This is a genomic window from Magnetospirillum fulvum MGU-K5, from assembly GCF_000442515.1.
Taxonomy (GTDB): domain Bacteria; phylum Pseudomonadota; class Alphaproteobacteria; order Rhodospirillales; family Magnetospirillaceae; genus Phaeospirillum; species Phaeospirillum fulvum_B.
Window position 1 is genome coordinate 1 of the sequence record NZ_AQPH01000087.1, and the last position, 13,810, is coordinate 13,810.

General features: G+C 64.8%; 10 protein-coding genes. 4 read left to right on the forward strand and 6 right to left on the reverse strand.

Annotated features, from left to right (window positions below):
- Nucleotides 1–1,245: TRAP transporter large permease (locus K678_RS15565; RefSeq protein WP_021133432.1), on the reverse strand; the 1,245-nt coding region annotated here is incomplete at its 3' end.
- A complete protein-coding gene (locus tag K678_RS15570) occupies nucleotides 1,242–1,805 on the reverse strand; it encodes a TRAP transporter small permease subunit (protein ID WP_021133433.1) in 564 nt (187 codons plus the stop codon). The genes K678_RS15565 and K678_RS15570, both read right to left, overlap by 4 nt.
- 137 nt (nucleotides 1,806–1,942) lie before the next feature.
- On the opposite strand from K678_RS15570, the gene K678_RS17985 reads away from it, so the two are divergent.
- Entirely contained in the window at nucleotides 1,943–4,285 is a 2,343-nt protein-coding gene (locus K678_RS17985) for a putative bifunctional diguanylate cyclase/phosphodiesterase (protein WP_196802599.1), read from the forward strand.
- A gap of 23 nt (nucleotides 4,286–4,308) precedes the next feature.
- Nucleotides 4,309–7,083: a [protein-PII] uridylyltransferase gene (locus K678_RS15580; RefSeq protein ID WP_021133435.1), complete on the forward strand. Its 2,775-nt coding sequence runs from the start codon at nucleotides 4,309–4,311 to the stop codon at nucleotides 7,081–7,083.
- An 82-nt stretch (nucleotides 7,084–7,165) separates the two neighbouring features.
- On the opposite strand, the gene K678_RS15585 is transcribed toward K678_RS15580, so the two are convergent.
- The 4 genes from K678_RS15585 to K678_RS15600 are packed head-to-tail and all read right to left on the reverse strand — an operon-like array spanning nucleotide 7,166 to nucleotide 12,265.
- On the reverse strand, nucleotides 7,166–8,725 hold the full coding sequence (locus K678_RS15585; protein ID WP_021133436.1) for a sensor histidine kinase: 1,560 nt from the start codon (nucleotides 8,723–8,725) through the stop codon (nucleotides 7,166–7,168).
- Nucleotides 8,726–8,757: 32 nt separating this feature from the next.
- Nucleotides 8,758–10,644, reverse strand: coding sequence for a cobaltochelatase subunit CobT (gene cobT, locus K678_RS15590; RefSeq protein ID WP_021133437.1), 1,887 nt, complete (start codon nucleotides 10,642–10,644; stop codon nucleotides 8,758–8,760).
- A gap of 4 nt (nucleotides 10,645–10,648) precedes the next feature.
- On the reverse strand, nucleotides 10,649–11,650 hold the full coding sequence (cobS, locus tag K678_RS15595; protein WP_021133438.1) for a cobaltochelatase subunit CobS: 1,002 nt from the start codon (nucleotides 11,648–11,650) through the stop codon (nucleotides 10,649–10,651).
- A 39-nt stretch (nucleotides 11,651–11,689) separates the two neighbouring features.
- Nucleotides 11,690–12,265: a J domain-containing protein gene (locus K678_RS15600; RefSeq protein ID WP_021133439.1), complete on the reverse strand. Its 576-nt coding sequence runs from the start codon at nucleotides 12,263–12,265 to the stop codon at nucleotides 11,690–11,692.
- Nucleotides 12,266–12,452: 187 nt separating this feature from the next.
- On the opposite strand from K678_RS15600, the gene pstB reads away from it, so the two are divergent.
- Together pstB and phoU are read left to right on the forward strand one after the other, a co-directional pair.
- On the forward strand, nucleotides 12,453–13,232 hold the full coding sequence (pstB, locus tag K678_RS15605; RefSeq protein WP_021133440.1) for a phosphate ABC transporter ATP-binding protein PstB: 780 nt from the start codon (nucleotides 12,453–12,455) through the stop codon (nucleotides 13,230–13,232).
- A gap of 12 nt (nucleotides 13,233–13,244) precedes the next feature.
- The coding region (phoU, locus tag K678_RS15610) for a phosphate signaling complex protein PhoU (protein ID WP_021133441.1) at nucleotides 13,245–13,810 on the forward strand (566 nt) is incomplete at its 3' end.

Sequence of the window (13,810 nt, forward strand, 5' to 3'; positions counted from 1 at the left end):
CCCGGTGATCTTGTCGATCGTGTCGCGGCGCGGCGCGACGCTGCGCAGGAAGAACAGGGCAAAACCGAACGGCGGGTGCATGAACGAGGTCTGCATGTTGACCGCCAGCAGCACCCCGAACCAGATCAGATCGATCCCCAGCTTGTCGGCGACCGGGGCCAGCAGCGGTACCAGGATGAAGGCCAGCTCGAAGAAATCGAGGAAGAAGGCCAGCACGAAGATCAGCAGATTGGTAACGACCAGAAAGCCGACCGCGCCGCCGGGCAGGGCGGTCAGCAAATGTTCGACCCACAGGTCACCGTTGACGCCCCGGAACACCAGACCGAATACGGTCGAGCCGATCAGGATGAACAGCACGAAGGAGGACAGCCGCGCCGTGCTCTCCATCGCCTGAGACAACAGCGCCCAGCTGAGTTTCCGCCGGATCAGGGCCAGGATCAGCGCCCCGGCCGCGCCCATCGCGCCGCCTTCGGTCGGCGTCGCGATGCCCAGGAAGATCGTCCCCAGCACCAGGAAGATCAGCACCAGCGGCGGCAGCAAAGCGGTGGCCACCCGCCCGACCAGCGGCAGACCGTGCAGGGTGCGCGCCGACAGCGGCAAGGCCGGAACCGCCTTGGGGAAGACCACGCTGATCAGCAGGACATAACCGGCATAAAGCGCGGTCAGCAGCAGGCCGGGGGCCAGCGCGCCCTGATACATGTCGCCGACCGAGCGGCCCAACTGATCGGCCATGATGATCAGCACCAGCGAGGGCGGAATGATCTGGGCCAGCGTCCCCGAAGCGGCGATCACCCCGGTCGCGACGCGGGCGTCATAGCCATAGCGCAGCATGATCGGCAGCGAGATCAGGCCCATCGAAATCACCGAGGCCGCCACCACCCCGGTGGTTGCCGCCAGCAGGGCGCCGACCAGGATCACCGCATAGGCCAGCCCGCCGCGAATCGGGCCGAACAACTGGCCGATCGTGTCGAGCAGATCTTCGGCCATCCCGCTGCGTTCGAGGATCAGCCCCATGAAGGTGAAGAACGGCACCGCCAGCAGGGTGTCGTTGCGCATGATCCCGAACACCCGCTCGGGCAGGGCCTGGAACAGCGACGGCGTCAGCAGATCGAGACCGATCCCGATCAGCCCGAACAAAAGACCGTTGGCCGCCAGCGCAAAGGCGACCGGGTAGCCGAACAGCAGGAACAGCACCAGGGATGCGAACATCAGCGGCGCGATATTGGCAATGATAAAGGCGGTCACAGCACGCCTCCCGCCTTGGGGCTGGCAACGCCGGTTTCCGACGCCGCCGGGTCGGGGGCGTGGCCGGTCAGGATCGCGACTTTTTTGATCAATTCGGCCACGCCTTGCAGCAGCAGCAGCGAGAAGCCGACCGGGATCAGCAGCTTGACCGGCCAGCGCAGCAGCCCGCCGGCATCGCTCGACACTTCGCCTTGCAGGTACGACGCCGTCACCATCGGCCAGGACAGCACGATGATCACCGCCGCCATCGGGGCCAGGAACAACACGGTCCCGACGATGTCGATCCACAATTGGGACCGCCGCGACAGACGCTGGGCGATAATATCGATCCGAATATGCTCGTTGCGCCGCAAGGTATCGCCCGCTCCCAGCAGAAACACCGCCGCGAACAAGTACCATTGCACTTCAAGCCAGGCGTTCGAGCCGACATTGAACAGATAGCGCATCACGGCGGTCGCGGTGCAGATCACAACCATCGCCAGGATCAGCCAGCGAACGCTGTGTCCGACCCGCGCATTGATCCGATCGATCAAGGCGCTGCATGCCAAAAGAAATCTCAACGGACAAATCTCCCCAAACGGCAACCGAAAGATGCCGCGAACCGTCTGTCGGGGCTTTATCCCCGGCGCGGCACAGGCTATCGTTTTTAGCCCCTGCTTGCGAGAGGCTGATGCCAGACTTAACGCCAAGCCCAACGGTGAAGCAGGACCCCCCGCTTCCCAGCATAGCGCCACCCGATCGCCCGACTCCGCGCCGGATCGCCCTGTGGTACGGATCGGGGGCAACTGCCTGGATCGTCCTGACCGAGGGGGTGTTGGCCGACATCGTCGCCCCCATCCCCGGTCTGGTCCGAGGGCTGGTGCTGGTCGCCGTTTCAGCCCTGCTGCTGACCGTGCTGCTGCGCCGCACCTGCGTCGGCTCGCGGCTCTCCAGTATCGAAGCGCTGGCCCAGCGGCTGCGTTCGATCTCGGATCAGGCGTCCCAGGCGATTTACGTCAAGGACAGCCAGGGCCGCTATCTCCTGTTCAACCGCGCCGCCGAACAGATGCTTGATCGCCACGCCTGCGAGGTGATCGGACAGGATGATCACGCCCTGTTTCCCGAGACCGAGGCGGCAAACCTGATCGAATCCGACCGCAAATTGATGGCGGAACGGCGGATCGAAACCATCGACCGCACCCTGACCACCCGCTCGGGGGTGCGGACCTTTTCGGTGACCAAGGCGCCGCTGCTCGACACGGCGAACCGGGTGGTGGGGCTGATCGGCGTGTCGCGCGACATCACCGATTTGCTGACCGCCAGCGATGCCTTGCGCCGCAGCGAGGCGCGCTATCGCTCGATGTTCGAAAACATGCTGAGCGGCTTTATCACCCACGAAGTGATCTACGAAAACGGTCGCCCGGTCGATTTCCGCTATCTGTTCACCAATCCCAGCTTTGAACGCCATACCGGACTGAAAGATGTTCGCGGCAAACTGGCGTCCGAGGTGTTCCCGACCCTGAAGGGCGCCGATTCCGAAATCTACCATCTGTCCCTGCGCGTCGCCGAAACCGGGCGGGCGGAAAAATGCGAAGGCTATTTCGCTCCCCTCGACATGTGGTTCGTCGCCACCATCTTCATGACGGAGGACGGGTTGCTGGCGGTGATTTTCGACAACGTCACCGAGCGCAAATCCGCCGAGCAGAAGATCGAGCATCTGGCCTATCACGATTCGCTGACCGGCCTGCCCAACCGCCTGCTGGCCGAGGATCGGATGACCCTGGCCGCCGCCCATGCCCAGCGCGACCGGACGATGGCGGCGCTGCTGTTCCTCGATCTCGACAGCTTCAAGGGCATCAACGATTCGCTGGGCCATGCCTGCGGCGACGATCTGATCCGCGCCGTTGCCGAGCGGCTGCGCGGCTGCGTTCGCGAGACCGACACCATTTCACGCCATGGCGGCGACGAATTCCTGATCGTGCTGACCGGCCCGCGCACCAGCGACGCGATCAGCACCACCGCCCATAAAATCCTGGCCGGGATCGCCCAGCCGTTCGAGATTCAGGGCCAGCCCCTGCTGACCACCGCCTCGATCGGCATCGCGGTCTATCCCGACGACGGCACCGACTTCGCCACCTTGCTGAAAAAAGCCGACACCGCGATGTATCACGCCAAGGAAGAGGGGCGGAACACCTACCGCTTCTTCGACCAGCGGATGAATATCGGTGTCGCGGAACAGTTACGGCTGCGCAACGGATTGCATCAGGCCCTCGATAACGGCGAGTTCGAGCTGCATTTCCAGCCCCAGATCGACCTCGCCACCGACCGGGTGATCGGGGCCGAGGCGCTGATCCGGTGGAACCACCCCGATCTGGGCCGGGTGCCGCCCGACCGCTTTATCCCGGTGGCCGAGGAATCCGGGCTGATCGTTCCCATCGGCGATTGGGTTCTGCGCGAAGCCTGCCGCCGGGCCGCGGCGTGGCAGTCCCAAGGGCTGGCGGGGGTCACCGTCGCGGTCAATCTGTCGGCGCTGCAATTCAAGCGCGGCAACCTGAAACAGACGATCGTCAACGCCTTGACCGAGTTCGGCCTCGACCCCGCCTGTCTTGAACTGGAACTGACCGAATCGATTCTGATCAAGGATGTCGAGGAGGTGCTGGCGACCGTGTTCCAGTTAAAGGCGCTGGGGCTGAAGCTGGCGATCGACGATTTCGGCACCGGCTATTCCAGCCTCAGCTATCTGAAGCGGTTCAAGGTCGACAAGCTGAAGATCGACAAATCCTTCATCCGCGATCTCGCCACCGATCCCGATGATGCCGCGATCATCCGCACCATCATCCAGATGGCCCGCAACCTGAACTTGCGCACCATCGCCGAAGGGGTCGAAAACCAGGAAATGCTCGACCTGCTGCGGCTTTTCGCCTGTGACGAGATTCAGGGCTACCTGATCGCCCGACCGATGCCCGCCGACGAATTCGTTGCCTTCGTCCGCGCCTATTCGCCCGCGCCCACCGATTCGGCTGGCGAGCAGAGCGCGGCGGTTCCTATACTGGTCCGTTAATATCCGGACGAAACGCCCTCGCCATGACCCGTATCATCTCTCAGCGCGCCATCATCAACCGCCGCTCGGTCCTGGCCCGACTCGACGCCCTGGCGCTCGACGACCTGCCCCGCAACCGCCGCCGGGGCAAGGTGCTGGAGCTGTTCAAGCAGGTGCTGGCCGAGGGTCGGGCCGAAATCCGCCGCCGCTTCGAAGAAAGAGGCGATGGGTCGCTGACAGTGCGCGAAGGCTGCTTTCTGATCGATCAGTTGGTCCGGCTGATCCACGATTTCGCCGCCGACCACGAATTTCCCCAAAGCGTCCGCACCCTGGGCGAAACGATGACCCTGGTCGCGGTAGGCGGCTATGGCCGACGCGAACTGGCGCCCCATTCCGACGTCGATCTGCTGTTCCTGCTGCCCTACAAGCGGGTGCCCTATCACGAGCAGATGGTCGAGTTCATCCTCTACATGCTGTGGGATCTGGGCCTCAAGGTCGGGCAGTCGACCCGCTCGGCCGAGGAATGCATCCGAGGGGCGAAGGAAGATCTGACCGTCCGCACCGCGCTGTTGGAAATGCGCTGGCTGTGGGGCGACCAGGATCTGTTCGCCGAGCTTCAGAACCGCTATCGCGCCGAAGTGATGTCCAATTCCGGCGTCGAATTTATCGAATCCAAGCTGTCCGAACGCGATGCCCGCCACGCCCAGATGGGGGATTCCCGCTATGTGCTGGAACCCAACGTCAAGGAAGGCAAGGGCGCCCTGCGCGACCTGCACACCCTGTTCTGGATCGCGCGCGACATGTACGGCGTGGCCGGGATCGACGAATTGGCCGAGGCCGGGATCATCAGCGCCCAGGCCGCCAGCCATTTCGCCAAGGATCAGGCGTTCCTGTGGACGGTGCGCTGTCACCTCCACTATCTGACCGACCGCCCCGAGGATCGGCTGACCTTCGACGTTCAGCCCGAGATCGCCCGGCGGATGCAATATGTCGATCGCCCCGGCTCGCGCGGGGTCGAGCGCTTCATGAAGCATTACTTCCTGATCGCCAAGGATGTCGGCGATCTGACCCGGCTGGTCTGCGCCCTGGTCGAAGAGCGGCACCGGCGCAAGCCCCGCCGCCTGCCGTTCCGGCGGCTGTTCGCGCGGCGGACGATGCTGGATGGCTTCGTTCAGGAAGGCGGACGGCTTGACGTCGCCACCCCCGATCAGTTCGAGACCGATCCCGGCGCGATGATCCGGCTGTTCCACGCCGCGCTGGAAAACGATGTCGATATCCATCCGCGGGCGTTGGAATTGATCCACCGCAATCTGAAGCGGATCGGATCGGCGCTGCGTTTCGATCCCGACGCCAACCGGCTGTTCGTCGAAATGCTGACCTCGCGCAAGAATCCCGAGGTGGCGCTGCGCCATATGAACGAGGCCGGGGTTCTCGGCCGCTTCCTGCCCGATTTCGGCCGGGTGGTGGCGCAGATGCAGTACGACATGTACCACGTCTTCACCGTCGACGAGCACACCCTCCAGGCGCTCGGCATCCTCCATTCGATCGAGAGCGGCGTGTTGGCCGAGGAGGCTCCCGCCGCCTCGGAAGTGATCCACCAGATCAGCTCGCGCAAGGCGCTCTATGTCGCCACCTTCCTCCACGACATCGCCAAGGGACGCGGCGGCGACCATTCCCAGATCGGGGCCGACGTCGCGCTGAAGCTGGGGCCGCGCCTGGGCCTGACCGACGAGGAGACCGAGACCGTCTCGTGGCTGGTGCGCCACCACCTCGCCTTCACCCGCGTCGCCTTCAAGCGCGACATCGACGATTCCAAGACGATCCAGGATTTCGTCGCCCTGGTGCAATCGCCCGAACGGCTGCGGCTGTTGCTGTGCCTGACCGTCGCCGATATCCGGGCGGTGGGGCCGACGGTGTGGAACGCCTGGAAAGCCGGGCTGCTGCGTGAACTCTATCACCGCACGATCGAGGTGATGACCGGCGGGCTGGCCGGGCTGACCCATTCCACCCGGGTCAAGGCGGCCCAGGACGCGTTGCGGGTCGAGTTGCTGCAACAAGGCTGGCCGCAGAGCGAGATCGAGACTCATCTGGCGCGGGGCTATCCCGGCTATTGGACCGGCTGCGACACCGCCACCCAATGCCGTCATGCCCGTCTGGTCCGCGAGGCCGAGATCACCGGCGCGCCGCTGACGATCGAGCCCCGGGTCGATGCCCAACGCGCCGTCACCGAGATGGTGGTCTATACCGGCGACCATCCCGGCCTGTTCTCGCAGATCGCCGGGGCGATGGCAGTGTCAGGCGCCAACATCGTCGATGCCAAGATCATCACCCTGACCAACGGCATGGCGCTCGACACCTTCTTTGTCCAGGATTCCGAGGGCGCGCCGTTCGATAGCCCGGCCAAGCTGCAACGGCTGGCCGGAACGATCGAACAGGTGCTGTCCGGTCGGCTCCGCCTCGCTCAGGAACTGGCGACGCGCAAGAGCCACCTGCCCAGCCGCGCCCATGTCTTCAAGGTGCCGCCCCGCGTGCTGGTCGATAACAAGCCGTCGCGCTCGCACACCGTGATCGAGATCAACGGCCGCGACCGGCCCGGCCTGCTGTATGACATCACCTCGGCGATGACCCAATTGGGGCTGCAAATCTCGTCGGCCCATATCTCGACCTATGGCGAGCGGGTCGTCGACGTCTTTTACGTCAAGGACGTGTTCGGCCATAAGGTCGAGCACGAGCGCAAGCTGGAGCGAATCCGCGTCACCCTGCTGGCGGCCTTGAAAGAAGACCGCAGCGCCGACCCGAAAACCCGGGCGGCAGAGTAACTGAGGATCAACAGTTAGAACGTGGGCTCTGCCCACACCCGCCAGGGGCTCGGCCCCTGGCCCCCAATCCGTTGAAGGCGGGTCAGGCCGGGAAGTCGATCGTAACCATCGTGCCGCCGCCCGGCGCGGCGGCGAAATCGACCGAGCCGCCCAACTGCCGCGACAACGCGCGGATCAGGCCAAAGCCGATCCCGCGCCCCGGTTCGGCGGCGATACCACTGCCGTCATCTTGCACCACCAGCCGCCAGCGCCCCTCGGCCTGATGCAACGATACCTGGACGGTGCCATGGCGGCCGTCGGCAAAAGCATGCTTCAGCGCGTTCGACAGCGCCTCATTGGCCAGCATCCCCAGCGGCACCGCCCGTTCCAGTTCCAGGGTTCCGCTGGCATCGACCTGAACGGTAACGCCCCCCTTGCCCGACCCGTAACTGCCCGCCAACGCCTCGGCCAGCCGCCCGAAATAGGCGCCTAGATCGACATTGGCGGCCAGATTGCGCTCGTACAGGGTTTGGTGGACCAGCCCCATCGAATGAATGCGGTCCAGCGCGTCCTTCAAGGTGTTGCGGGCGACCTCGTCGCGGACATGGAGCGATTGCATCGTCAGCAGGCTCGAGATCACCTGAAGGTTGTTTTTGACCCGGTGATGGACTTCCTGAAACAGAACGTCCTTGTCGGCCAGGGCCGCGGCCAGTTCGTCGGCCTTTTGCTTGACCGAGCGGAGCAGGCGGAATTCGTGGCGCATGCTTTCATCGGCCACTGCGGTCAGCCCCAACACCAGCAACAGCGCCACCGCCACCAGCGCCGTCGCGTGCAGGGTCCGCACCTGCCAGCCCTGGAACACGGTATCGGCCAGCAACCCGGCGGTGACCACCAGATCGAGATCGGGCAGAACCCGGTACGACGCCATCCGATCGCCGCCATCGACCACCGACATGGCGCGGTAGACCCCTTCGGGAGCCTCGGCGAAGCGGGTAAAGGGATGCGACGCGGGATCAAGGCGCGATGCGCCCACCGGCATTGGATAGCGCGCAATCAGCATCCCATCGCGGCGCAAAACAGAATAAACCGCCCCGGACGGCGGGTTAAGGCTGCTGAAGAGATCGTTGAAATAGGAGATCGACACCATAATCCGCGCCACCCCCAGCACCGCCCCGGACGGCGCGGTAAAGGCGCGGCTTAACGTGATCATCCGCGCCCCCGAGCGGGCTTCGGGCGGCATCGTCCCGATCACCGTCCGCCCCGGCTGCGACAACGCGGTGCGGATATCGTTCTGTTCGATCTCGCTGAGCGGTGCGGCCGCGTCGGTCGAAAGGATGGTTTCGCTCTTTGAATTCTGAATCTGCACCGCTTCGATATAGGGCGCGGCCGCCACCAGCGAGTCCAGCCAGGGCCGCACCCCGCCCCCGTCGGGATGGTGGCTGTAATACTCGCCGATGCGGACCAGAACTTCCTGCCCGGCTTGATGCAGGGCCCGGACATAGCTTTCAGTCAGCCGCGCCGACAGCCGCAGCCGGTCGCTGGATTCGGTCTCGGTCGCGGTGCGGTCGAGCCAGGAAATTGCAATGAGTCCGCCCACGCCACCCAGCAAGGTAACGGCGGCAACGATCGCAAGCAAAACGCGGGGGCGTGGAAGCACGACCATTCCGTTAAAATCGCTCCCGTCTCTGCTCCTGTCTACCGGATTCGGCGTCTGGTCCCCACCTGTCCTTCATCGAACAGGTCGGCAAGCTGCATCATCATCGTTCCGCCCAGTTCCTCGGCATCCATGATGGTGACAGCACGGCGGTAATAGCGGGTGACATCGTGACCGATGCCGATCGCCGCCAGTTCGACCGGCGAGCGGGTCTCGATCGTCGCGATCACCTCGCGCAGATGCTTTTCCAGGATGTTGCCGGAATTGGCCGACAGGGTGGAATCGTCCACCGGGGCACCGTCCGAGATCACCATCAAAATCTTGCGCAGTTCGGGCCGCCCCAACAGCCGGTCGTGCGCCCACAGCAACGCCTCGCCGTCGATGTTCTCTTTCAAGATGCCTTCGCGCAGCATCAGGCCCAGATTACGCCGCACCCGCCGCCATGGCGCGTCGGCCGCCTTATAGACGATGTGGCGCAGATCGTTGAGACGACCAGGGCTGGGAGGCTTGCCCTCGGCCTGCCACGCCTCGCGGGCCTGACCACCCTTCCACGCCTTAGTGGTAAAGCCCAGCACCTCGACCTTGACCCCGCACCGTTCCAGCGTCCGGGCCAGAATGTCGGCGCTCATCGCCGCGACGGTGATCGGACGTCCCCGCATCGAGCCGGAATTGTCGATCAGCAACGTCACCACGGTATCGCGGAAATCGGTTTCCTTCTCGACCTTGAACGACAGCGAATGGGTCGGATTGGCAACGATCCGGGCCAGCCGTCCGGTATCGAGGATGCCTTCCTCAAGATCGAAGGCCCACGACCGGGTCTGCTGCGCCATCAGTTTGCGTTGCAACCGATTGGCCAGCTTCGACACCACCCCTTGCAGCCGGGACAGATGCTGGTCGAGCTGCGACCGCAACCGCCCCAATTCCTCGGAATCGCATAAATCCTCGGCCCCCACCACCTGATCGAACCGGGTGGTATAGGGCCGATAGGGCACCTCGCGGCCCGCCGCCGCCTGGTCGCGCCGTTCCCGCGACGGTCCGCCGGGGTCATCGACCCCCGCGCCGGTCAAGGTCAGTTCGTCGCCGCTCTCGCCGCCTTCGTCTTCGTCGGCCTCGCCCGCCGACCCCGGAGCCTCGGCGTCGGAGGCGTCGGACGGGGCGTCGCCGCTCTCGCTTTTCTCGTCACTGGCCTCGCCGGGGGCGGCCTCGGGATTTTCCGCCGCGCTTTCGCTCTCGCCGCCTTCGCCGGACTCGGACTCCAGGTCGCCGCCGACCTCAAGCTGACGCAACAGGTCGAACAGCCCGCGCGAAAAAGCGTCCTGATCGCGCAACAGCCCGCTCAGGCGGTCAAGCGCCGCGCCCGCCTTGGTCTCGATCTCGGTCCGCCACAGGTCGACGGCGTGACGGGCCGACGCGGGCGGAGCCTGACCGGAAAAGCGTTCGCGGGCGATCAGCGCCACCGCCTCGGCCAGGGGAACCTGATCGCGACGGGTGACGCGGTCCAATCCCTCGGCCAGAATCCGGCTTTCCAGCAACTCGCCCAGATTGGCGGCGATCCCGGCCATCCGCCGCGCCCCCAGCGCCTCGACCCGAGCCTGCTCGACTGCCTCGTAAACCTGACGGGCCTCGGGCTGGCGCGGCATCCGGCGGTTATGCAGGCTGTCGTCGTGATAGCGCAGCCGCAGCGCCACCATGTCGGCGGTGCCGCGCAGCCGGGCCAGATCAGAGGGCAGAACGGTACGCGGCAATGCCGGCAAGCGGACCTCGGCCCCGCGCACGCTGCCCTGGCCCAGGCCGTAATCGACTTCGACGTCAATACGGCCCGACACCGCCTTCAGCGTCGCGGCGGTGGTGCGGCGGACCAGATCGGCCGGGCTTTCGTTATGCCCGACCACCTTCGGCCCCTCGGTGCGGTGCGGAGGAACGGTCATGACGTCAGGCCAATTGCCGCGCCGGTCCCTCGGGCAAATCCTCGCCGAAGCAACGCTGGTAATATTCGGCCAGGACCGGCCGCTCGATCTCGTCGCACTTGTTGAGGAAGGTGACGCGGAAGGCAAAAGCCTGATCGCCGAAAATCCGGTAATTCTCGGCCCAGGTGATCACCGTGCGCGGGCTCATCACCGTCGAAATATCGCCGTTCATGAAGCCGGTCCGGGTCAAATCGGCCAGCATCACCATCTTCGAGGCCAGGGCGCGCCCCTCGACCGTGTCGAGTTCGGGCTGGTTGGCAACGATGATCGCGCATTCGGCATCGTGGTCGAGATAATTCAGGGTGGCGACGATGTTCCAGCGATCCATCTGCCCCTGATTGATCTGCTGGGTGCCGTGATACAGCCCGGTGGTGTCGCCCAGCCCGACCGTATTGGCGGTGGCGAACAGACGGAAGCCGGAATGCGGCCGGATCACCCGGTTCTGATCGAGCAGAGTCAGGCGGCCTTCGACCTCCAGCACCCGCTGGATCACGAACATCACGTCGGGGCGACCGGCATCGTATTCGTCGAACACCAGGGCGCAGGGGTGTTGCAGCGCCCAGGGCAAAATCCCTTCGCGGAATTCGGTGATCTGCTGACCGTCCTTCAGCACGATCGCATCCTTGCCGATCAGATCGATGCGGCTGACATGGCTGTCGAGATTGATGCGGATACAGGGCCAGTTGAGCCGGGCCGCCACCTGCTCGATGTGGGTCGATTTGCCGGTGCCGTGATAGCCCTGGATCATCACCCGGCGGTTATATTTGAAACCGGCCAGGATCGCGCGGGTCGTATCGGGATCAAAACGGTACGAAGGATCGATCTCGGGCACATGCTCGCTGCCCAGACTGAAGGCGGGCACCGTCATGTCGGTATCGAGTCCGAACACGTCGCGCGCGGAAATCTCGATGTCGGGCTCGGCCATCGGGTGGTCCGAGGCGAGCGGGATCTGGGTTTTGGAGGTCATGCGATCGTCCTTGAGGGGAATCGTCCGGCCCGGCCGCCGTCAGGCGTCCAGGCTGGTCTTCAGAATATGATAGGCTTGGTTGATCTGTTTGAAGCGTTCCTCGGCATCCTTGTCGCCGCCGTTGGCGTCGGGATGGTGACGCTTGACCAGCGCCTTGTAGCGGGCCTTCAGGCCCTCGGCGGTCAAAGGCGGCAGCAGCTCAAGCACCTTCATCGCCTCGTCCTCGGGCGTCGCCGCCGCGCGGGCCTTGCGCGTCTGGGCTTCGGCTTCGGCCTCTTCGAACAGATCGAACGGATCGTCGAGGACAAAGGAAAACCGGCGGTTCGCCCCCTGACGCCCCAGCGGCCAGGTCGGACGCTGCCAGGTGCTGTCGCGGCGCAATTCGGCCTCGATCGCCTCGGGCGGCATCCCGGCATAATAATCCCAGGACGAATTATAGGCGCGAACGTGGTCGAGGCAGAACCAGTAATACTCGTCGAGCTGGTCGCGCGAACGCGGCGCCCGATGCTCGGCCGTTTGGTCGCACCCAGGGTGGTCGCAACGGCGGGCTTCGGACTGGGGATTGGTCTCGGCGGTGGCGTGGCGCCATGAGCGGCGCGAGTTGGCGGCTTTCATCGTGCTACACATAATGAGGGCTGGCGTCGCCCAAGGCAAGGTAGGGCAAAGTCGTATTCCGTGCCGCGGTCTCGGACCGGCCGAATCGCATTGCCATGAATCCTTCACCTTTTTCGAATTGCGTCCGGTCCGATGCCCGCTATAACCGGGCGTGACATCGTCTCCGCGAGGACCAAAGGAACCCTTCATGCCCGACCCAGGGGCCCCTTCGCCCAAGATGACCGCCCGCCATCTGGCCGTCCGCTACGGTGGCAAGCTGGCGCTGAAAGACGTCGATCTCGACATCGCCTCCGGGCGGGTGACGGCGTTGATCGGCCCGTCCGGCTGTGGCAAATCGACCTTCCTGCGCTGTCTTAACCGGATGAACGACACCATCCCCGGCGCCAGCGTCTCGGGTGAGGTCACCCTCGACGGCGAGCCGGTCTATGGCCCCAATGGGCTTGATCCGGTCCTGCTGCGGGCCCGCGTCGGGATGGTGTTCCAGCGCCCCAACCCGTTCCCCAAATCGATCTACGACAACGTCGCCTTTGGTCCCCGCCTGATGGGCCTGTGCCGCGAAGGGTCCGAGATGGATGCGGTGGTGCAATCCAGCCTGGAAAGCGCCGGGCTGTGGGGCGAGGTCAAGGACCGGCTTGGCTCCAAGGGCACCGGCCTGTCGGGCGGCCAGCAGCAGCGCCTTTGCATCGCCCGCGCCATCGCGGTCGGGCCCGAGGTGATCTTGATGGACGAGCCCTGTTCCGCGCTCGACCCGATCGCCACCGCTAAGATCGAGGAACTGATCGATTCCTTGCGCGATCATTATACCATCGTCATCGTCACGCACTCGATGCAGCAGGCGGCGCGCGTTTCGCAGATCACCGCCTTCTTCCATCTTGGCGCCATCGTCGAAGTGGGGGCGACCGAACAGGTCTTCACCGCCCCCGCCAAGGAACTGACCCAGGGTTATATTACAGGCCGATTCGGCTAAAGGACGGGCGCAATGAGCATCGGCGAGCACCATATCGTCAAATCCTACGACGTCGAACTCGGCAAGCTCGGCGACGCGCTGGCCCGGATGGGCGGTCTGGCCGAAACCCAACTGGCCGCCGCGATTCAGGCGCTGGAAAACCGCGACGGCGATCTGGCCGGCGAGGTGGTCGGCGGGGATGCCCGCATCGACAGCCTCGACACCTTCATCAACGAGCAGGCGATCAAGGTGCTGGCGCTGCGCGCCCCCGTCGCCGACGATCTGCGCACCGTCGTCACCGCGCTCAAGATCGCGGGCGAGGTCGAACGGATCGGCGATCTGGCCGCCAATGTCGCCAAACGCTCGCTGGTGCTGAACCAATTGCCGCCGGTGGCCCAGACCCGGTCGGTCAGCCGCCTCGGCCGTCTGTCGCTGGCGATGGTGAAGGATGTGCTCGACGCCTATCTCGGTGCCGATTCCAGCAAGGCGCTGGCGGTGCGCGACCGGGATCAGGATCTCGACGAAATCCACTCCGCTCTGTTCCGCGAAATCCTCACTTATATGATGGAAGATCCTCGCACGATCACCCCGTGCAGCCA

Coding starts and splice junctions, on each gene's coding strand:
- cobT (WP_021133437.1), bottom strand. CDS start 10,644: ATGACCGTTCCTCCGCACCGCACCGAGGGGCCGAAGGTGGTCGGGCAT.
- cobS (WP_021133438.1), bottom strand. CDS start 11,650: ATGACCTCCAAAACCCAGATCCCGCTCGCCTCGGACCACCCGATGGCC.
- K678_RS15585 (WP_021133436.1), bottom strand. CDS start 8,725: ATGGTCGTGCTTCCACGCCCCCGCGTTTTGCTTGCGATCGTTGCCGCC.
- K678_RS15600 (WP_021133439.1), bottom strand. CDS start 12,265: ATGAAAGCCGCCAACTCGCGCCGCTCATGGCGCCACGCCACCGCCGAG.
- K678_RS15580 (WP_021133435.1), top strand. CDS start 4,309: ATGACCCGTATCATCTCTCAGCGCGCCATCATCAACCGCCGCTCGGTC.
- pstB (WP_021133440.1), top strand. CDS start 12,453: ATGCCCGACCCAGGGGCCCCTTCGCCCAAGATGACCGCCCGCCATCTG.